The following is a 21049-nucleotide window of genomic DNA, read 5'->3' as shown; positions in this document are numbered from 1 at the left end:
TGTTCAGTCGCTTTTAATCATTTTTTTCTGGTCAATAGATGCTTGAGCATCGATTGCCAACAATGCTGCAGTAATGCTGGATTCTAAATTAGAAATTGGCTTTTTACCTGTCTGAACTGCCAAGATGAAATCCTGCAGCTGCTCTTCATCCCCCGGCTCCATTTGCTCTTCCGCGTAATCATTTTTATAAGTGACAGTTTCATTCCTCAATCGGTCATAAATCGTAATTTCGTTAGACACATCATCAAACCTTAATTCTCCACCAGAGCCAAAAATATGGAACTCTCGTTTGTAATAAGCCCCGAACAAGCAAAGCTGATAGGCCAACTGTGTTCCATTCTCATACTGGACCATGACCGTTTGATGATCATCAACATCGATCTCACTATTGAAAACACAGCTATCCGGCCAATTTTCAGACCAGCTGATTTTCTTTTCTTTTAAAATGTTTTGAATGCTCTCTTCACAGCTATCACTGATTACACAGGTTCGACAATGTAGATCGCTTGCTACTTCCTTACCAAATTTTTTCAATGCTCCAGGTTTTCCCATTGTTGAGAGTCTACCAAAAGCAGCAATCTCTCGCGGTTTAGCATCAACATACCAATTAACTATGTCTAACGAGTGAGTAGCCTTTTGTAATAATAAACTAGTAGAAGTTTCTCTTTTTCTATGCCAATCATGGAAATAAGCATATCCACCATACGGAATATGATCCATCACGTTGATCATATGAAGATCTCCTATTGCACCACTAATCAGATAACTCTTAACCTTTTGAAATAATCGAGCGTAACGCAATACATAGCCTACTTCGAAAGCCCCCTCAAAATCTCTTAAGGCTACTTGAATCTCTTGTACCTTCTCACGGCTAATCTCCAATGGTTTCTCACAAAGAATATGCTTCTTGTGTTTAGCAGCTTGGATTACAATTTCTGCATGAGTATCATCAGGTGTAGCGATAAAAACGGCATCTACCTTGGGATTTTCTAAAACTTCGGTGAACTCCTTTGTATTAGAGATACCCGGAAATTGATCAAAATGATTACCATGTGCGTCACAGACCATTTCGATGTGGCACTCTTTACTTTTCATAATGGTATGCAACGCATATTTGTAGCCTCTATTGCCTAATCCAATAATTCCAAAACCAATTGACATAGTGCACCTCCAAATTTTGTATACGCTTCATTTTAGAAAACGGATTCGAAAAAAGCAATGGGGTGTCGATTTTTTATAATTGATTTCTCACAGAGTTAGTTACTTAACGTTCTACCGGCAAAGACACGCCCCTTTTTTCAACCAACAACTCTTTCCGCAACTGCAACGCCATAACCAGAGCAATTCCCGCCGAAAGAACATCCGCAACAGGTTGAGCATAAAGAATGCCGTTTAACCCAAAGGCCAGCGGTAAAAACAAAATCACCGGCACCAAGCAAACACCTTGGCGACAAGCTCCCAGCCAGAAGCCTTCTTTCGCTTTTCCTAACGCTAAGAACAAAGAAGAATACACTGTATAGAAGCCAAACAACATAAAGGAAAGTCCATTAGCACGCAGCGCCCGCTGACCAACGTGGATCAATTCCAGATCGCCATTGGTAAATTGAGAAATAATCACTCCCGGGAATAAGACCATTATCAACCCAAATACCACACAAAAAATCGTTGACCACTGAACCGAAGTCTTGATGGCTTCCTGCAAGCGATCATACTTTTTCGCACCATAGCTGTAACCGGCAATTGGCTGAAAGCCTTTAATGAAGCCAAAGATCATCATGCTGCCTAAAGAAATAATGCGTGTAACTGCACCCATTCCTGCAATTACCGAATCGCCATAGGTTTTTGCTTGCAGATTCGTCAAAGTGATTGCTAAACTGGTTAAGACTTGAAAAATCAAGGTTGGAATGCCAATCTTCAAAATCTCGCTCATGATTTCCTTAGAGGGATGGTAAGCTTTCGGGCTGAAGCTAAAGACACTTTTCTTACTGAAGACATAGCGTAAATAAACCAACGTAGAAACTACCTGTGAAATAGCTGTTGCAAGTGCTGCTCCAGCGACACCTAGTCCAAAGGTATAAATGAAAATCGGATCTAAAACAATATTCAGCAGTGCCCCAATCAGCAAAGCGGACATCGTCGTTTTCGCTGCTCCTTCACTTGTAACCAAATTATTCATCGTCACATTAAAAACATTAAAGATAGAAAATAGAATATAAATACGTCCATAACTCATCGCATAAGGTAGGATACTGTCTGTCGCCCCCAGAATTATCAGAATCGGCTTCAAAAGCAGAACAGCTAGTAAAATAATTACTCCACCCACCAGCAAACTGCTGTAAAGTGCTGTACTGGCAACCTGATTGGCCTTCTCCTTTTCGCCATTTCCCAATAAACGAGCAATATAGGAAGCCGCACCATTCCCAAATAGCAGACCTAACCCTACTACTACTTGCCCCAGCGGAAAAGCCACCGAGATCGCACCCATCTGACTGCTTCCCAAAGCCCCCACAAAATAAGCATCCACAATGTTGTATAAAGCATTAATCATCATACCGATCATCGTTGGAATCCCCATTGCCAAAAGAGCTTTCGGCACCGGTACACTTGCCAGCAGTTCCATCTTTTTGTTGCGTTTTTCCATTACATTCACTCCTCGTCTATTGACACCTGATCTAAACAACATTACTATAAATTATATCAATGTAGAGATGCTACTATAATTTATAGTAGTAGTCAAGCACAGAAAGAGAGGATTTTATGGCAACGATCGATTTAATTGTATTGGGCATGGTCAAACAACAGGCGATGAGCGCCTATGATATTCAAAAATTAGTGGAATACCGCAACATTTCCCGTTGGGTCAAGATCAGTACTCCTTCTATCTATAAAAAAGTTATTCAGCTGGAGAAAAAGGGTTATCTCACCAGCTCATCTGTTCAAGAAGGCAACAAAGCTGAGAAAGCAATTTACTCTTTGACTGCTGAGGGACAAAAAGAATTTGAAGCATTGATGCTGGAAATCTCTCAACAGCCGATTCATATCTTTCTGGACTTTAATGCTGTCATGGTCAACCTCAGCAGTCTGCCGCCTGAAGAGCAGAAAGTGTGTATCGCAAATATCGAGCACAACGTCCTTCAGCTAAAGGCAAACCTGACCGAAAACTTGGCTGCCAAAGAACACGCCACTGAGATTCCCAAAACTGGGTTGGCGGTTCTTCAGCAGCAAATGGTTTTGGCAGAAGCAATTGAAGGTTGGATACAAGAAGTGAAAGCTGGTTTTAAAGCCGAACAATAAAAAACAGGAGCAAAGATCTACTTTATAGTAAATCTTCGCTCCTATTTCATTCCGGCAACTTTACTCGAATACTTAACTGCTTATCTTCATAACTCATAGTAATGCTTCCGCCCAACTGCTCCACCAGTGCGCGGGTAATCGTCAGACCTAAGCCGGTGGATTTAGTGGCGGTCTCCACCGTGTAAAAACGATCAAACAGCTTACCGGCTTGAACGTCATCCAGCTGGCTGGCTGTATTGGTGAAGGTGATTTCCCCAGCTTCCGTCAAAGTAATCTCCAAATCACCGTCACTGTATTTCACAGCATTCGCAATCAAATTAGCAAATACTCGGGAAACAGCAGAAGGATTCAGCCAGCGAACGACTTTTTGCTCCGGCATTTGGACAACCGGTGTAATATTATGCACCATTAATTCCGCATAGGCCCCCGCCAAGCTTTCCTCCAGCAGCTGATTCAGAACTACTTTTTCTTTTACCGCTTGTTTTTCCGGGGTCGAAGCTACCGAATAGTAGAAAAATTCCTCAGTCAACTGCTTCAACACTTCCGCCCGATTCTCAATCACCGACAAATAGTCGGCGACTGCCGGCGACTTTTCTTCCTGCTCCAACAGTTCCAGATACCCAAAGATCGCTGTTAACGGGGTCCGCAAATCATGGGAGATATTGGTCACCGCCATCTTCAGCTCACGATCACCGGTTAAATATTTCTGCCGTTGTTCCCGCAGCAGCCGCAACTGCTGATTTAATTCAGCCGTCAGCTGTCGAACGTGAACATCACGAGTAGAAGTGCTCAAAAGAACGTTGGTATCTTCGGCAAAATGTTCCATCAGTTCCCGACAAATTTCCTTCATACTTCTTTTTAACAGCCAGATTTTAATTACTAGAGCCGCAACAATCAGCAGCAGGACAATACACAGGAACCAAGGCAGAACCATTTTTTTCACCTCTTTATTTCAAATCTTTTTTACGGAAGAAAAATACGCCGATTACACTGCAGAGCACGACTACTGCGGAAGAGAACAGAATCATGCGCCCAGCAGCGTCCACGTCGTAAGACATCGCCTGCAGCAATTGACCGTTGGGATTAAGGTCTAGCAAAAATTGATACGTCGCCCGCTTCGTACCAGTGACAACTCCCGGTCTGATCAACTGCTGATAATGACTCAAGGAATAGAACATCAATATAAAAGCACTTAAGATACAAATAACGGCCGTAGTTGCTTTACTAGCAGAAAGCATCCCCACCAGATTAAAAAGCGCTGTAAATGCCAAGCAGGCCAACCAGCCAATTCCGCCAGCCAAAACAATTGTTCCCAGCTCATTTTGCACCGGTTCATACAACAACCCGCCCAGCACACTTCCCGTAATCACTCCCGCCAGGAAAAGAATCGTCACCGCTGCAAAACCGGTCACTAAATTAGCAAAATAAACATGACTGCGTTTGTGTCCGACGACTAATTTGTTGCGAATTGTCCCGTCCTGATACTCGGTGCCGTTAAACAAACTTGAAAAAACAGCAATCACGACGCCAATCATCTGAAAGAAAAACAGCAGAAGCATGTCGGCGGGATAAGATCCTTGGTCATCCAGTTTTAAACAAAAGGTACTTTCTAAGCCGATAATCACTAAAACCGTTACCCAGAAAGTCCCGTTCAACCAAAGGCGCTGGAAATTAGCAGACAATAATTTACCCATGACTGCCACCTCCAACCAAAGCGACATAGTAGCTTTCCAAACTTTCGTCCCATTCTTGCATAGACAGTACGTCGCAATTTACCTCTACTAAGGCCAAGACCAATTGCGTCACATTCACCTTAGCAAACAAATCAACTAACGTATCTGATACAATCTTATATTCAACGTCCATTCCCTCCAGCACCTGAATAAGCCCACGCATATTAGTTACTTCCATCCGGACGCACTTACGGCACGCCGCCTCAAGTTCGGCAGCACTCATTTCTTTAACAATTTTCCCATCGTCAATAAAGCCATAATGGGTGGCCAATTTCGCCAGCTCATCCAGCATATGACTGGAAATCAACACAGTGATCTGCTTTTCACGATTTAATTTTAAAATCAACTCACGAATTTCGATAATCCCCTGCGGATCAAGACCATTAACCGGCTCATCCAGCACTAAAAAATCCGGATCCCCCACTAAAGCTAGGGCAATTGCCAAGCGCTGCCGCATCCCTAGGGAAAAATTCTTCGCCTTGCGCCGACCGGTAGTTTCCAGACCGACTAATTCCAACAGCTCTTCCAGTCCTTCATAAGAAGGCAGCCCTAAAATCCGGTACTGCTGCTTCAAATTATTTTTGGCCGTCATATTTAAATAGATCGACGGCGTTTCTACCACCGCGCCCATTCTGCGACGAGACCGATCGATAGCTTTTTCGGTATTTTCCTTACCATATAAAGTAAAACTCCCGGAAGATGGGTGCTGCAGCCCGCAAATTAAGCGGATCAAGGTCGTCTTTCCTGAGCCGTTTTTGCCGACAAAGCCATAGATTGAACCTCTGGGCACTGTCATGCTCAACCGATTCAAGGCTTTGAAGTGCCCGTAGTTTTTAGATAAAGCCTTTGTTTCAAGAATAGTATCCATTGTTGTCGTCCCCCTTACTTACTACGGTCATTTTATCGGTCAAAAGGCTGGAAACCGGTAAAGGAAACCGTAAAGATCGGGTAAAGATTTAGTCGGCCCGCAGCTTAAAACCAATTCCCCAGATTGCTTCGATATAATCGCGATCACTGGCGAAACGCAATTTTTTTCGCAGATTGCTGACATGCATCTTTAAAGAAGTTTCGGTGCAGTCCGGCGTATCTTCACTAATCCGCTCCAGCAGCAAGGATTTCGTAATCACTTGCGACGGATTTTGCATCAGCAGCTTTAAAATCGCGTATTCGGTCCGCGTCAGCTTAATCGGCTGATCATTAACTGCCACTTGATGCTGGTTCAAATCCAGCGTAATCTCTTCAAAGGCCAAAACACCTGACGTCTTTTGCACCGATTGCTGACGAAATTGTACCGCGATCCTAGCCAGCAGCTCCTTAGAATTGAATGGCTTCACTACGTAATCAACAGCACCGTTCAGCAAAAGCTCTACCTTGTTATCGATATCGACTTTCGCACTAAGAACAATCACCGGAACGCCTTCCAGCTGAGGCAGAAGCTCCTCGCCGCTTAGCCCAGGCAGCATTAAATCCAATAACACCAGATCCGGCTGCCGCTGCTGCAAAACCAGCAGAGCCTCGGTACCGGAATAAGCTCGCATGACTTCATAACTTTCTTTGCGCAGCATCTCTTCCAAGACATTGCCAATATGTACATCATCATCAATGATCAAAATGGTTTTCAACGCTCCTGCCCCCTTTCTTTTAAAAAATTATAACAGAAATGTTCGACTATATTTTTGCTGGTTTAAAAGAAAAAAGCTGGAGACAGTCTCCTATCTCCAAGCTTTCTTAATCAATTCGTTTATACAAATCCACAATCTCTTTTGCTAAATCAATGACAGTAATCGCTGTCATTAAATGGTCCTGGCTGTGTACCGTCAGCAGCGTAATTTCCATGTGGTTGCCGTTAGCCTCTTCTGTCAGCATATCGGTTTGAGCACGATGTGCCTCAACTATCGCTGACTCGGCACTTTGAATTTTTTCTTCCGCTTCCGCGAATTTTCCGGATTTAGCCGCAGCGATCGCTTCCATTGCATCACTTCTGGCATTTCCGCCGTAGATAATTAAGCCCATGATGGCTTCTAATGCTCTTGGGTCGTCCATTGTACCCCTCCTATTTTTATTCTCCTTTACTTGTTTCCTTATCCTTTTCTCATCTATCATACCATAATCAATCTTATTGATAATATTCAAACGATGCTTTTGTCACTTTTGAGGGTGCCCATCACACCGTGTTATACTGGCTATAAGTACAATAAAACGAGGAGGTGGACCGGTATTATGATTGAGGCTTATATTGAAAAAGATATCATTCGGCAAGTAAAGCTGGTGGAGTTCTTATTTGAATTGGAGACCTTGAATCTCAAAACGACTGCCGAACGTCTGCAGGTAACACCCAATACGATCAAACGGGATTTTGCCAAAATTACCGATTTTCTTGAAGACTCGATTCAATCCTCGGAGCTGACCAGTTCCGAATTGACGATGAGTTTCCACAGCAGCTTGACCCGCTATGATCTGATTAAACAAATCTACAATGAATCCAAATTTCTGCGGGTTTGTGCCCATTATATTTTAGGAGAAGACGATTATCTGACGATTGTTGAGGAAGAATTTATTTCGGTGGCGAAAGCCTTTAAGGTGAAAAAAGAAGCGGAAACCTACTTTAAAGAATCCTGCATCATGGATGAAGAGGGTGCCTTCATTGACAATGAACTGCGTTACCGTTTTGTAGTTTTATCGATTTGGATGCGCTGTGATTTGTTGGATGGACAAGTCGACCAGGCGAAAATGCAGCAGGCCAAAAGCTTTGTGCAGCTGATCTTGGATCAATTTTCCAACAATTATCAAATGAACAAGCGGGAATACAGCTTTCTAGTCTTGTCTGTTTACCTGATTATTACCCGCGGGGAAAATTCTGCCCTCAGTTACAGCCAGCAGGAACTCAATTATATTCGCAACAGCCTGCAATATCAGCAGATCAGCAACACGATGAATTTATTTTTTGGCGAAGGGACTTATTCGGACAACGAAATTGTTTACTTCGCTTTCGGGTACAATGCCTTGTCTTTAAATACCTCCAACTATTTAATCGTCGAAATGAATCACAAATACGATCGGAATCTGGTGATTGAGCAGACACCCAGCTTGAAGGAGCTGATCTCCCAGTTTGAAAGAGAATTCGAAATTCAGCTGGCTTACGACATTTTGTTTGAAAAACCCTTTTTAAGTCTGCTTCACTCCATGTGGCAGGATATCCAAGCCTTTCTGGTGGAACGTCATTATTTTCTTAGCGACGAACAGCTGGCGTTGACTAAACGAGTAAGAAAGGTCTTGAACAAATGGCGGGATTCCTTGGAGCCGGAAGACCGCGACAAACTGATTTTCTCGGATACAGCAATTGAAAAATTGTGTTCCCAAACTTCCTCGATTTTGCTGAACAAGCATACCGGCAAGTTTGCCTTTATTATTGTGGCGGAGGATGAATTGTCCCACACCATTTATCGCAAAAATTTATTGAAGTGGCTGAACATGGATCACAATGTGATTGACGATACCCTCTATTACTCGCTGGATGAGCTCCCTGTCTATACGGAGAAATGGCCCCACATTATTATTTGCGAACGCGCCTTAAAGCATACCTCTGAGGAAACCGAGCATTTACAGCTGCTGCCGATTTCCCGCAGCTCGATTAAAGAAGACATGCGGAATATTTTGCTTTATGCTTATGATTGGCAATATAGCTAAAATTGAAAAGAACGACCTTACTGAAAATACCACTTCAGTTAGCTCGTTCTTTTTCTAAGTTTTGTCCTAGCCTAACAAAAGAAACTCTATTCTAAACTACTTAATTTTTGAAATTGATGCTCTAACTCTTTTAGTCCATCCAAGATTTCAGTAAAATCCGGAAACACGCCAAACATCATTCGTTGCATCTTTTGATAGTCATTTCGTAATAAGTTCACCTGCTTCTCATCGGGCACCAGCTTCAAATTTCCTGCTAAGACTTCTTCATAGTTCGCCGAATTGTCAGCATAAAATTTCATTTTAAAAGAAACAACCTGCTGCAATAACTGTAGATCAGAAAAAGCTTGATCCTTAATCGGTGTACGACTCATTTCGTACAGATCGTAGTAATGCCTAGAATAACGATCAGGAACTCGACTATTTGTACGGTTCGCTTCCTTATGAAGAATGGTTGCTTTTTCCCAGAACGTTCGATTTACTGCCACAGTCGGAATTATCGTACTTGGTTGTTCAAAAAGCTGCGGAAAATGTTCAGCAGTATAAGAGAAAACTTCCTGACTTTCGCACGGCGTCCAAGCTGCTAAAGGACCAATCTCCAAACGAATCACCTGTAAAATACTTTGGTCCTCATGAAACCTCGGATAGAACACTTCAATTGTCTGAGGATCATCTACAGCAATTCGCAAATCAAGATCAGCAATCCCTAACCTTTGGCTTTTAAGCTGAAGCTCCGGTACTAATTCATCTTTAATCCATTCCGCCGCCCTTTGATTTGCCTGATCGTTAAATTTACGCTGAGCAGTTTTACTCCGCTGTTGCCATGGTTCATCCTTCTCATACCCTAGCAAACGCCAATCAAGAACCAGATCAATATCTTCCGAAAATCGATGAATCACATTGTACACTTTGGATAGTGAAGTCCCACCCTTAAAGCCAAAATGCTCACCAAACCTTGAGTGATGAAACAGAATATCCAGCATCAGCACCACCCAAAAATCTTTTTCAATGATCGCGTCACTCACCCCAATGTCCATTGCAGTAATTCGAAATATCTCAGATCGTTCTTTTTCTGAAAGATTCAAAAAATCGATCATCTATACTCCTCCATTTTATTAATCAAATCCCTAATCCAACTACGTGCGTTAACTCCATCCTTCTTTAATTGCTCAAATTGCCTGGTATTTAATCGACTGGAAATTTTTTCTAGTGTTATAAGCGACACCCTCTCTTGACCAAGTGTTTTCAAGGCCTCGATTACCATTGCTGATACTGGATGCATATTGCTTTCTCGCTGTGTTACATGCCGAAAAGTGATTGTGCGTCCATTTTCTAATTTAACTTCTTTACTAGGACCACTGCTGACATAATGGTATTGATTAGGAACTTGCGTTGACAGCCCCATTTTATTTAGTGCTAAATCACCTGCTGGGCTAATCTTCCAACGGTTTTTGCGAGCGTAGGCCTCCGCAATTTCTTCGGCTGAAGCTGGAACTGACCGTTGAACCAGCTCGTTGTAATTAGGTTTTTGATAAATGCCTCGATGCAGTTGTCGTAATTCTCCTTCTTGAACCAGCAGATTGATCTGTTTCTGGATCGTTTTATAATTGCCTAATGGTGAAAAATCAGACAAAACAAAAACTTTCCCTTTAGGAGCTACTCTGATTCGATTCTTTATCTTACTCTTAACAGTCATAAATTCACCTCCAAAACGAATATCTCTTAAACCTAATTATACAGGCGTTTTTTATGATAATCAATTCTCCAAATTTACCTATTTTTGGAGAATTAATTGTCACTAATTTTATGCACTTTTTTCAATTTATACGCAGCATTTAAGTCAGCTGGAGCCTCGGTAATTTCTACCTCTACTATAAGTTACGCAAAAAACGAATAATTATTGCTGGAACGCTAAAATTCTGCAATAAATTATTTAGTCATTCTTTATCCGTGCCAAATTTCTAAGAGCCCTGATCCACCCAATTCCATTTCCCGCATCAATCCTCTATAATTAAAACCAAACGACAATCCGAAAGGAGCTCTAACATGATCATCCAAACAAACGGTATCTCACTTTTCTACCAAATCAGCGGCGAAGGAAAGCCACTATTACTGCTGCATGGAAACGGCGAGGATCATCAAATATTCACTGAACTAGCAACTAAGCTGGCTGATCACTATACAATTTACGCCATCGACAGCCGCAACCATGGCCAAAGCCAGCAAACCGACGACTATTCCTACGAAGCAATGGTTGAGGATGTTTACAGCTTTATCAAAGACCTGAATCTGGGCCCCGTCGATTTAGTCGGCTTTAGCGATGGAGCAATTATTGGATTGATGCTGGCGATGAAGGCGCCTGAAACGATAAATAAATTAGCCTTGTTAGGGATTAATCTGAAGCCTGAGGATTTTACCGACGAAAGCTATCAAGAGATTAAAGCAACCTATGAAGAAACCAAAGATCCTTTGTTCAAATTGATGCTGGAACAGCCCAACATTGAGTTGGCGGATGTCCGCAAAGCGAACTGCCCGATTTTACTGGTTAAAGCAGACGATGATCTGTTCAAACCGGAAACCTACATTAACCTGTTGGCGGCTTTACCGAATGCTACCTTGAAAATCATGAACGACCATGATCACGGCAGCTACGTTATCAATCAAGATCTGCTTTATCCTCATTTGATGGATTTTTTTGGTTAGGACTACTCTCGTAAAAATCTTGTATAATAAAAGAGATCCGCGATGAATTGAGAAAAACCTAAAAAAAGACCTCCTTTGCTCAAAAAAAGCGAAGGAGGTCTCTTCTTTAACTGCTCATGTGTCTCAAGCTCTGAATTCGCAATGCCACGGTTAAAAAGAAGCTGCCCAGCAAAGTAAATACTAATGCGGCTAGATAATAAACCACTACATACCCCGAGGAAGTCCCGGCAATTTCGAAAATACCGGTTAACACTCGACCAAGCACGACACTGATCACGGCTAATAAGAAACAACGGCAACTGGCTCGCATTCCTCGTGCCTTGGTAACATCAGGTTTGACTATTCTCACAACCAATAGGAAAACAATCAGCAGTAAAGGCCAGCACCAAGCACTATCCAGCGCCCCGCTAGTCACTCCATATCCGAAGTAGTTATAGACAGTTTTAAAAATATAGAGAAACACCGATCCTGCGGCCAAACCAGCCAACCACCTGTTTATCTGCATAACATCCCTCTTTTCTAAAAATAGATAATATCGCTGACTGAACGTTCGCTGCCGGAATCGCCTTTCGCTCCTGCCACTGGTGTATTCACCACTTGTCCGTTAAACACCATGGTAGAAGAGCCGCCGCCATCCAGGTTGTAGGCTACGGTTGCTCCCTTGCTTTCAAAAATTTCGGCTAATTGATACAAGGATAAGCCCACACTTTCATCGGTTCGTCCATCCGAGACGATAACGATGTAATGATTCTCACCAATTTGACCGATCGCGCTTCGGGGATTGCTGCTCATGGATTGCGAAACCTCTTCATCACTGGTTACCGCAATTTCACCGTCTTCAACTAAAGCCGGGCCAAAGGACAGAACCTGTGAAGCTCCTTCTTCCAACAGTGTCTCAGCAGAAACTTCCGATTGGTTCACAATTGAAAAGTTTCCATCCCCATCAACCACTAAAGCATCCGTATCCTCTTCAGGGGTATCGCGGTATAAGCTGCCATTGCGCAGAACGTACCCCGTATCGCGGAAGCCGTAATAATCACCATTAATCGCCAACACAGCTTGGTTTGCTGCCGCCATCGATGAAGTGGTTTCCTTGATATTCCGGCCATAGGTTCCTTCAGCAAAGGCGGTCTTCAGCTGATCACTGCTTTCCACCTGAACATCAGCCACATAATACGTCGTGTCCGCGGCTTGTTCCGTCGAAATGGTAATGGACATGGTGTCATCTTGATAACTATTTTCGGTGATCACCGCTTCGGCCGCTTCACTGGAAGCTTCTTCAATACTCTCCGTTGCAGAAGTAGCTTCGGTGGTTGTATTGGTAGCGATGGCCGAGTAGGTTTTCGGCACAACGAAGGTATCCAATAAAACAAACCCGGTAAAGCAGATCAGCAGCAGCAGTGCTGAAAAAAACCAGGGAAACCGTTTGTGTCTGCTCAAATCTCATACCCTCCTCTCTTAAAGACAAAGCGCCGTTGAATGTAAAAGCTGAGAAAGAAAATCCCGCAATCAACGACTACCTTAATTAAAATAATGTGCTGAAACAAACCTGACAGGCCTTGAACCAGCAGACAGCTTAACAGTAATTGACTCACAAAGAGCAAGGCGTATTTGCCAGCTTCTTTTAGTTGTTTATGGTTGGTTTTGAAAACAAAACGCCGATTCAGCTGATAGTTCAAAAAGCCGCTGCTGATTCTGGCTAGAGCTGTCGCCGCAAATAATGCATTCGGAGCTGTTGGGAAAACCAGCTTCAATAAGATGACAAAAAACAAAATATCGAAGACCGCTGACAGGCCTGAGCTGGCAATAAATTTCAAAAAGGGCAGATAAACCAGCAATGAATCCGCCACACTACGAAAATGGGAATGCTCGTTGTTGCCAAAATAAATTGTCTCAATAGGCACTTCTTCAAGGGTTAGTCTCATCTCTTTAGCTTGCATCAGCATGTTCATTTCATATTCAAACCGTCTTCCGGGAATTTCCAGCATTTGTTCTAGATGGCTTTGGGGGATTCCCCGCAAGCCCGTTTGGGTATCGGATAAGGCAGTACCGGTGGAAAATTGGAACATCTTAGCAGTCAGCAGATTGCCATAACGACTTTTAAAAGGCACATGGTCTTGATCAAACTGACGCGCACCTAAGAACAACGTATCCTGATGCTCTTCTACCAGGCTGGCAACTTTCAAAATATCAGTCACCCGATGCTGTCCATCACTATCGGCGGTGACAATGCCGCTGGCCTCAGGTATATGCCGCAATTGAAAACGCATGGCGGTTTTTAGGGCGGCCCCTTTCCCCAAATTCTGCCCATGGGTCAGTAAAATGACGCCTTTGCGTTTCGCTTCTTCAAAAACTGATTGATAATCGGGGCCCGATCCATCATCAACTACAATGATAGGACGATCCGTTTGGCATAGCAGATTGGCTAAAAAAGTCAAAAAGTGAGGTTCTGGTTCATAGGCTGGAATGACGATACTGGCTTTCATAGCATTCGCTCCTTTCTGTAAAACAAAGAAGGGAAAGCCCTTCTTCGCCGCTTATTGTCGGCCGCCCATGCCGCCTCCAGGACCGCCGCCACCCATCATTCCTTGGTTAGCTTCCACCGCAGCACCGGATGAGTCAACGGATATCACTGTGGAATCAACGGTAACGGTGGTAGAAGTGCCGCTTGAAAAGTCCACGGTGTAGGTTTCACCAGTTTGAATGGCTGGATCACTGAAAATGAAATTAGAGAAGGCTTTAGCCGCAGTCACTACACCAATCACACTTCCCTGACTATCCGTTACAGTAGCTACTTCACCGGCTTGCAGCTCGCTGTCTAGCCAAATCTGAATACTTGGCTGAGTAGAGGTATCGCTGGCGGATTGCGCCATTTCCGCCGAACCTAAGGTGTAAAGTGTTCCACCGCTGACATCAAAGGTGCCATCATAATCCAGCGCGCCATTCCCGCCACTGACCGGACCGTAAACTGTCATTTGACCACCGGTCATGGAAATATCGCCATTGGAATCTAGACCATCGCCTTCCGCATCCACTTGAATCGTTCCGCCTTCAATCGTGATGGAATACTCCCCGCTGCTGCCCTCTTGGAAGGAATCAGCGCCAAACTGGTTTGGACCACCAGCTTCTGTCGTTTCATTCGTAGTGGACCCGCCGGCCGCATTCACCCCGTCATCAGTAGCAACCACAGTGACATTCCCGCCAGAGAAAACAACATTTGCGCCTTCAATTCCTTCATAAGAATTCAGCACATTGACTTCGCCATCAGAAATTGTGGTGGTACTGTCGGCATGAATCCCGTCGTCTTCGGTCGTCAGGTTCAGCGTGCCGCCAGCCACTGTGACATTGCTGTTGGAATGGACACTGTCATCCACCGAATCAATCGTATAGGTACCGCCATAGATGGTTACATCCCCGCTGGCTTTGAGACCTTTGTAGCTTGAAGCAGAATCAACGGTCCCGCTGCTGTTGGTAGCAATATCCATCATTGGATTATTGGCAATTAAATACGTTTCAGCCTGAACTCCATCTGTTTCGCTATCGATGGTATAGGTGCCACCGTCTAAAATAATGTAGCCTTTGTCTGCTTCTTCGGCATTGGTGGCTTGAATCCCATCATTAGCCGCTTGGATCGTAAAGTCTCCGTCCAAAATCTGCACCGAGTCCTTGCCTTTCATGCCTTCATTGCCGCTGTCGATGGTGTAAGTTCCGCTAGTGACCTTTAAGTCATTTTTACTTTGAATCCCATGACCAGCTGTGGCTTGGACCGTTAAAGTACCCGTGCCATTCAACGTTAAGTCATCCTCGCTGTAGATGGCGGCTTGGGCTTCATCCGTCTCAGGAAAACTTTCAGCAGTAGCCGCTATTTGGTTGTCGGTGTTTTCTGCAGTGGTCAAAATAGTTTTTTCTGCCTGCAAAACGGAAAGGGCAGCGGTAGTTTCGTTGGTAATTTCAACACCATCCAGTACGATTCTCACCGTGTCACTATCCGTGTTGTTAACAACAATTTGACCATTGGTGAGTGTCCCAGATAAGACATAAGTGCCTCCTTTAGTAATTGTGACCGTGTCCTCTGAGACTTCTGCACCTTCACCATCAACTGCGGAGCTGCCATCTGCCAAGGTAATCGTCGTAGCAGTACTTTCGTCATAGGTAGTGGTCTTGTCTTCGTCGTCGTATTCTCCAGCAGTCGACGTAGCCGCCGAGTTGGCTATATTAGTAGTGGAAGAACCCGTTAAGCTGGCAGCCGTACTAGCTTCCTCCGTTTGACTGGCCGTCACTTTGTAAACAATGCCGCCAGTTAGTGCAAGTGCCAATAAAGCAGAGGCAATCGATAGTCGTTTTTTCATACAGTTCATCCTCTCTTCTCTTTCGTTTTAAGCATCTGCAAAGTGATATTGCCGTAGTCTGGCTTTGCTTTGCATCTAGGTGTTAGTTAAGTAATTAGCCGATTTCCTGTTTTTATCCGCTAATCCCTTTTTTGCTTGGGGTCAATCATCTGCTCATTTCTTTCAGGTAACAGCATCCATACGAAACCAAGTAAGGCGGTCAAACAAATTAACATACTACCCCTCTTCTTTCTGTGGGCTATAAGTCTTTCCCACTTCCGGCTGGCTGGACAATGATCGGCAGGTTGCTGTTGACCAACCGCAGCTCGTCTAAAAATTCCTTCTCTTTATAGGGATTTTTTTCATGCACCGTGAAGGAAACTTCAAACAAGCTGCCTAAGTTGGTAGTTTTAATCTGGTCCAGCTGGTGATAATCGGTAAATTTCTGCAACACGTCGTCAAAATCTTTCATGTAGTTGGTGTATTCCGGCACCGTAATTCGCACTTGCCGCGCATTCTCTGTCGCATCGCCAAACCGCAGATTGGTGTATACGATCATGGCCAAGCTGACAATTAAACTAAAAATGGCTGCATAGACGATATAGCCCATGCCAATCGCTAAACCCACGGCCATTGAGAAAAAAATCGTGGTAATTTCCCGGGCATTCCCCGGTGCCGAACGGAAACGAACCAGGCTGAAGGCTCCAGCTACCGTAATCCCGGCACCTAAATTTCCGTTAACCATCATAATCACCGACGAAACCAACACCGGCAGCAGAGCGATGGTAAACATAAAGTTTTTAGAATAGCTGTTGCGGTATTTGTGCACCATCGCAATGATAAAGCCTAAAATCAAACTCGATGAAATCGTTAATAAAACCTGCGTCAGTGTCACGGTCATGGCACTGACATTGCTGCTAAGAATACTCTCAAGCATAAATCGATTCTCCTCCCTTAATTGTTTTTGTTTTTGGACCAGCGTGACTTGCCACCTGCTGCTCCCATTCCGGAAACAGTACCCAATGATAAACATTGCCGTACTTCGTAAATTTCCCTTGAAAAATCTGTAGTTCTGAGAACAGGCGGCTGATTTCTAAGGGGAAGGCTTCAAAAATCTTAACCTCCATCAAAACTGTCGGCTCCTTCGTTAATAGCGTTTGCGGATGCTGGTCCACCCGATCCAATTCAAAATGCTCCAACGAATAGCGGATGTTCTGATCAAAGGTAATACGGAAATTTTCATCCCTTTTAGACTTCAAAGCCATTCGGTCATAGCTGATTAGGGTAGTTGGCCGCAGCTCCTGTTGCTGAGTGTACCAATCAATTTCCTTGAAGATTTGCTTTTGCTCCTGGGGCTTCACCCCGTAGGTTAAAAAGTTCTTGGCCTCCTGATAAGACATCGCTGTTCTCCGTTTGTAGGTGACGCCAGCCACCTTCTTTTTCAATTCCAGATATACCTTTGATTGATTAGTGGCCAATCCATAACTGCGCAGCCGCATTTTTTCTTTGAATTTCGGTTTGTCCACCGAATGACGAATCACCGCCAAATCTTCCGTGTCGTAATAGATGGTGTGGATCGTATGCAGTCCATACTCATCAATCGTCATATATTCCTGTAAGCGAGTCAGCAGCACCTCAAATTTTTCTGGTGTCAGCAAATATTTTTTCTCTCTGCGTTCAAATATCTCCCCGCTTTTCACCTTTGCTTTTGCCATGTGGATATTCCTCCTTGTTTCAATCCTCGTTTATTTAGTAGCGATGAATGTATCATAACCGGCGAATCTGAACTCCTTCTGAAGTAAATCTGAACAAATCTGAAGTTTGATAGAAAGGCTCCTCAAACTCACTCAGCTTTTTACTCGCAAAAAAAGAAGCAGCGGATAATCGACTGCTCCTGTTGGATATCTTCAGTTGTTTGGCTATTTTTCGAACTTGATTGGCAGAACCAGTTCTGTTTGATAGGTTTCCCCAGTTAATGTACTGATCATTTGCCCCTGATGAAGCTCGGCAATCATGGCAGAAATTTTTACTCCCAAGGATTTTCCGATACTTGAATCGGACTTAGCTACCTTATTCTTAATCAGAACATGCAGCTGATCCTCCTGGGGCTGAATCTGAATGGTTACTCCCTCTTCCAGCTCAGCGTGTTGATTAATATTGGAAATCAAATTATCAAACAAGCGCTCCAGCAAGCTCATGTCGCCAACTATCTTGGCCTGCGCCGGAATGTCTAATTCATAAGTGACTTCAGCAATTGGCATCAGCTCTGTAATAAATTGTTCAAACAGCATGCGGCTGTCGATCATTTGCAGCTCTAAAGGACGCTGTCCGGAAAAAATCGTGGCGTATTCCAGCAAATCATTCACTCGATTATTCATTTGCTGGGTTTTCTTATGAATCAAATTCAGGTATTTCCGCTGCTCTTCGGTTAAGTCGGTGTCCAGCAGCACTGGCAAATAGCCGCTTAGAATCGTCAACGGTGTTCGAATATCATGACTTAAATCACTGATAATTTCTCTAGAGGTCTGAGTCGCCTTCGCTTCCAAAATAATCTTCTCACTGAGGGATTGACTCATCTTGTTAATGCTGGCGGCGATTTGGGTCAGCTCATCATGCCCCTCTTCCGCGATCCGATAATCAAGATCCCCCGCCTCTAAAATAATCGTGCCCTTTTCAATTTGGTGCATGTATTTCGCCTTATTCAACAGCTGGCGATAAAACAAAACCAGCGCAAAAATCAATCCTAAGACGACGGAGGCAACGATACCGATGTACATAATCCAGCGATTCTCTACCACCAAAAAGGTCGTAGCTGTTTGACCATCCGAGTAAGTAATATTCGTTTCTTTTTCTGTTCCCAACGGACGCCGCTCATCCATTGGTCCTTCAGGTTCTTTATGGAATTTCGGCTCATTGCCATTCCCAGAATTATTTCGTAAATAGAAAACAGCGCCGTCAGAGGATCGCCAAGTAAACCGGCTTGAACTACTAGCTTCCTGCTGAGTAACAAAGGCTTGAAACTCCTCTGTTGCCTCGGACAAATCCTTCTTTTCCATTTGCGGCTGAATCACTTGATGGTACAACGCTTGATTTCCTAAAAACAGCAGCAAGAACAAGACGCCGCCACTCACAACACTTAGAATTAAATAGCGAAAAATCTCTTTAGGAAAGGTAGTTTTTTTACTGTTCAATTTTATAACCCACTCCCCATACGGTCAAAATGTACTGCGGTTTCTTCGGATCCTGTTCGATTTTTTGCCGCAATTTTTTTATATGGGTCATGATGGTGCTGCTGGAGCTGTAAAAATAGGGCTCCTGCCACACCGCTTCGTAAATCGCTTCAGCTGAGAAAACATGACCGGGTGATGCGGCCAACAGCTGCAGGATGTCGAACTCTTTTCCCGTTAAAGTCACTTCCTGCTCCTCCAACGCTACCTTTCGTGTTTCCGGGTGCAAAACAAGTCCGCGAATCTGAAGCGCATGGTTGGTTTGTAGTTGTGGATTGTTATAGTTCAAATAGCGCCGCAGCATTGCTTGCACCTTCAGCTGCAGTTCCTGGGGAGAAAAGGGTTTGACTAAATAATCATCTGCTCCGGCAGAATAGCCGACGATTTTGTCGTATTCCTGCCCTTTTGCCGAAATAAACAGAATCGGAACCGAATAGGATTTGCGGATTTCCTTCACCGCATCCACGCCGTTCATTTTAGGCATCATATAATCCATGATGATCAACGCTACTTCTTGATCGATCATTTCCAGTGCTTCCTGCCCATTTTCCGCTTCAATAATTTCATCTACATAAGAAGCCAGCAGCATTTTTTCCAGTTCCCGAATATCTTCCTCGTCATCCACAATCAACAGCTTGGTCATTATTATCCCTCATTCACAACATTTTCTGCTTAGTATGCCACAAATTGATTCCAGAAAAGTCATTCCGTTGAAAAGGTCACAAAAAAATCCCGGATTCTTAACCTTTAGCAATGTTTAGCTATCTTTTCTTGTACCAAAAAACGCTCTCATCAAACTGACTATTTTATGGAATTTGTAGTATTATTTTATTAAGTACGCATTTGGGGAAATGCCGATTAGAAAACATACGCAAAAAGGAGGAAATTCGTTCAACAAAAAAGGAGGTTTATGAAAAAATGAAGGAAAATCGTAGGAAAGTAATTGCTGCTTTAGTATTTGTTGGGATTATCATCGCTTTAGGTTCTGCTTTTGTAGCATTGACTGGCATGATTGCCTTTGTGGCAGCTGTTGCGGCGACAATCGTCTTTCTAATTAAGAAGGACAATCTAAAAACTAAGAAAGCTGTGATTGCAGTTGGTGTTGCCTTTCTCGTCTCAGCGGTGGGGTTAATTTTGGTTCCTACAAGTGAATCCGCGCCGGAAAAACAGACAGCACGAGTTGAAGAAAGTCTGCCCAAGACAGGCTCTTCGGCTACCTCAGAGAGCTCCACTCAAAAGACATCCGAAAGTACTGTGAGTTCTTCGGCAGAATCTTCATCTGACTCTGCCCAAAAACGTGAAGAACAGAAAGCTGAAGAACAACGACTGGCCGCGGAAGCTAAAAAAGCTGAGGAAGAAAAAAAGGCTTTGGAACAACAGCAAGCGGCCGAAGCTCAAAAGGCTGAGGAAGAACGAAAAGCCCAGGAACAGCAGCAAGCTCAACTTGCGGCACAGAAGGCCGAAGAAGATCGCTTAGCTCAAGAAGCAGCTGCTGCACAGCAACAAGTGGCTGCCCAACAGGCACAGGCTGCGGCGGAAGCGCAACAAGCTCCTCAACCTCAGCCAGTATCACAAACTGTCTTTATTGCACCACAATCCGGAACCAAATACCATTCCCATTCAGGTTGCCGAGGGCTTAGTAATGCTAATTCGGTTGAAGAAGTAGCCATGGAAAATGTTGGCAATCGTACAGCTTGCAGCTTTTGCTATTAGACTAAATTACAGCAATCAACAGGTCCTGTGGACAAGTTGGTTGCTGTAATTTTTCACACCCTTTTTACTTACCATTTACTAGCCGCGCCTGGATAATCATCCACAAACACCAGCAGCTGACTGAAGCAGCTTCCTATTTAACGCACTATTATTTTTCCACAACCGCTCTCTTGTGAATATATTTTGTCCTTTTCCACACAATTCCACAGTGTTATCCACAAACTTATCCACACCTGTTCATAACTCGCTTATCCGCGTGTCCACTGGAGCTGGCATAGTTATTTCTTTTGCACAGGAATTAGTTATCCCCAGTTTTCTAGTTCTGCTGCATTCTTTTTGCATAAAAAAAACGAAGCGCTTAAAGCAA

General features: G+C 43.7%; 21 protein-coding genes. 4 read left to right on the top strand and 17 right to left on the bottom strand.

The window, feature by feature from the left end; genetic code table 11:
• Positions 1-3: 3 nt before the first annotated feature.
• Positions 4-1161 carry a Gfo/Idh/MocA family protein gene (locus tag JZO70_RS01060; RefSeq protein WP_207671672.1) on the bottom strand — a complete coding sequence of 386 codons (1158 nt, stop codon included), beginning with the start codon at positions 1159-1161 and terminating at the stop codon, positions 4-6.
• Positions 1162-1264: 103 nt separating this feature from the next.
• The gene (locus JZO70_RS01055) at positions 1265-2641 is read right to left on the bottom strand and encodes an MATE family efflux transporter (protein WP_207671671.1); all 1377 of its coding nucleotides are present in this window, start codon (positions 2639-2641) and stop codon (positions 1265-1267) included.
• A gap of 116 nt (positions 2642-2757) precedes the next feature.
• On the opposite strand from JZO70_RS01055, the gene JZO70_RS01050 reads away from it, so the two are divergent.
• On the top strand, positions 2758-3294 hold the full coding sequence (locus JZO70_RS01050) for a PadR family transcriptional regulator (protein ID WP_207671670.1): 537 nt from the start codon (positions 2758-2760) through the stop codon (positions 3292-3294).
• Positions 3295-3340: 46 nt separating this feature from the next.
• Here the strand turns inward: JZO70_RS01050 and JZO70_RS01045 are convergent, their stop codons facing one another.
• From JZO70_RS01045 to JZO70_RS01025, 5 genes are all read right to left on the bottom strand, one after another.
• A complete protein-coding gene (locus tag JZO70_RS01045) occupies positions 3341-4228 on the bottom strand; it encodes a sensor histidine kinase (protein WP_207671669.1) in 888 nt (295 codons plus the stop codon).
• Between the two features lie 13 nt (positions 4229-4241).
• Entirely contained in the window at positions 4242-4988 is a 747-nt protein-coding gene (locus tag JZO70_RS01040; protein WP_207671668.1) for a DUF2705 family protein, read from the bottom strand.
• Positions 4981-5895, bottom strand: coding sequence for an ATP-binding cassette domain-containing protein (locus JZO70_RS01035; protein ID WP_207671667.1), 915 nt, complete (start codon positions 5893-5895; stop codon positions 4981-4983). The genes JZO70_RS01040 and JZO70_RS01035 overlap by 8 nt, the downstream gene beginning before the upstream one ends.
• 88 nt (positions 5896-5983) lie before the next feature.
• Positions 5984-6649: a response regulator transcription factor gene (locus JZO70_RS01030; protein ID WP_207671666.1), complete on the bottom strand. Its 666-nt coding sequence runs from the start codon at positions 6647-6649 to the stop codon at positions 5984-5986.
• Between the two features lie 106 nt (positions 6650-6755).
• Entirely contained in the window at positions 6756-7070 is a 315-nt protein-coding gene (locus JZO70_RS01025; protein WP_207671665.1) for a PTS lactose/cellobiose transporter subunit IIA, read from the bottom strand.
• Positions 7071-7247: 177 nt separating this feature from the next.
• On the opposite strand from JZO70_RS01025, the gene JZO70_RS01020 reads away from it, so the two are divergent.
• Complete coding sequence (locus JZO70_RS01020) at positions 7248-8714, top strand: helix-turn-helix domain-containing protein (protein ID WP_207671664.1); 1467 nt, start codon at positions 7248-7250, stop codon at positions 8712-8714.
• An 86-nt stretch (positions 8715-8800) separates the two neighbouring features.
• On the opposite strand, the gene JZO70_RS01015 is transcribed toward JZO70_RS01020, so the two are convergent.
• Both JZO70_RS01015 and JZO70_RS01010 read right to left on the bottom strand, forming a co-directional pair.
• Positions 8801-9808, bottom strand: a complete 1008-nt coding sequence (locus JZO70_RS01015) for a nucleotidyl transferase AbiEii/AbiGii toxin family protein (protein ID WP_207671663.1) — start codon at positions 9806-9808, stop codon at positions 8801-8803.
• Positions 9805-10407, bottom strand: a complete 603-nt coding sequence (locus tag JZO70_RS01010) for a DUF6088 family protein (RefSeq protein WP_207671662.1) — start codon at positions 10405-10407, stop codon at positions 9805-9807. The genes JZO70_RS01015 and JZO70_RS01010 overlap by 4 nt, the downstream gene beginning before the upstream one ends.
• A 350-nt stretch (positions 10408-10757) precedes the next feature.
• Between JZO70_RS01010 and JZO70_RS01005 the strand changes: the two genes are divergently transcribed.
• A complete protein-coding gene (locus JZO70_RS01005) occupies positions 10758-11414 on the top strand; it encodes an alpha/beta fold hydrolase (RefSeq protein ID WP_207671661.1) in 657 nt (218 codons plus the stop codon).
• A 106-nt stretch (positions 11415-11520) separates the two neighbouring features.
• Here the strand turns inward: JZO70_RS01005 and JZO70_RS01000 are convergent, their stop codons facing one another.
• The 8 genes from JZO70_RS01000 to JZO70_RS00965 all read right to left on the bottom strand — a co-directional run bounded on the left by JZO70_RS01000 (position 11521) and on the right by JZO70_RS00965 (position 19612).
• Positions 11521-11919 (bottom strand): hypothetical protein, encoded by a 399-nt coding sequence (locus JZO70_RS01000; RefSeq protein WP_207671660.1) that lies wholly within the window; start codon positions 11917-11919, stop codon positions 11521-11523.
• 14 nt (positions 11920-11933) lie between these two features.
• Positions 11934-12854 (bottom strand): phosphodiester glycosidase family protein, encoded by a 921-nt coding sequence (locus tag JZO70_RS00995; RefSeq protein ID WP_207671659.1) that lies wholly within the window; start codon positions 12852-12854, stop codon positions 11934-11936.
• Positions 12851-13900 (bottom strand): bifunctional glycosyltransferase family 2/GtrA family protein, encoded by a 1050-nt coding sequence (locus JZO70_RS00990; RefSeq protein ID WP_207671658.1) that lies wholly within the window; start codon positions 13898-13900, stop codon positions 12851-12853. The genes JZO70_RS00995 and JZO70_RS00990 overlap by 4 nt, the downstream gene beginning before the upstream one ends.
• A 51-nt stretch (positions 13901-13951) precedes the next feature.
• Complete coding sequence (locus JZO70_RS00985) at positions 13952-15763, bottom strand: carbohydrate-binding domain-containing protein (protein ID WP_207671657.1); 1812 nt, start codon at positions 15761-15763, stop codon at positions 13952-13954.
• A gap of 238 nt (positions 15764-16001) precedes the next feature.
• Positions 16002-16679, bottom strand: coding sequence for a DUF4956 domain-containing protein (locus JZO70_RS00980; RefSeq protein ID WP_207671656.1), 678 nt, complete (start codon positions 16677-16679; stop codon positions 16002-16004).
• Positions 16672-17457, bottom strand: coding sequence for a polyphosphate polymerase domain-containing protein (locus JZO70_RS00975; RefSeq protein ID WP_207671655.1), 786 nt, complete (start codon positions 17455-17457; stop codon positions 16672-16674). The genes JZO70_RS00980 and JZO70_RS00975 overlap by 8 nt, the downstream gene beginning before the upstream one ends.
• A 204-nt stretch (positions 17458-17661) precedes the next feature.
• The gene (locus JZO70_RS00970) at positions 17662-18933 is read right to left on the bottom strand and encodes a sensor histidine kinase (RefSeq protein ID WP_207671654.1); all 1272 of its coding nucleotides are present in this window, start codon (positions 18931-18933) and stop codon (positions 17662-17664) included.
• Entirely contained in the window at positions 18923-19612 is a 690-nt protein-coding gene (locus JZO70_RS00965) for a response regulator transcription factor (protein ID WP_207671653.1), read from the bottom strand. Before JZO70_RS00965 ends, JZO70_RS00970 begins: the two co-directional genes overlap by 11 nt.
• Positions 19613-19887: 275 nt before the next feature.
• Here JZO70_RS00965 and JZO70_RS00960 point away from each other — a divergent pair, with 275 nt between their 5' ends.
• The gene (locus JZO70_RS00960) at positions 19888-20682 is read left to right on the top strand and encodes a hypothetical protein (protein ID WP_207671652.1); all 795 of its coding nucleotides are present in this window, start codon (positions 19888-19890) and stop codon (positions 20680-20682) included.
• Positions 20683-21049: the final 367 nt, after the last annotated feature.

Origin of the sequence: Candidatus Enterococcus moelleringii (genome assembly GCF_017377575.1) — a bacterium.
Lineage (GTDB): Bacteria > Bacillota > Bacilli > Lactobacillales > Enterococcaceae > Enterococcus_A > Enterococcus_A moelleringii.
Note: the sequence above shows the minus strand (reverse complement) of the source record. Positions and strands in the feature narration are given on the sequence as shown.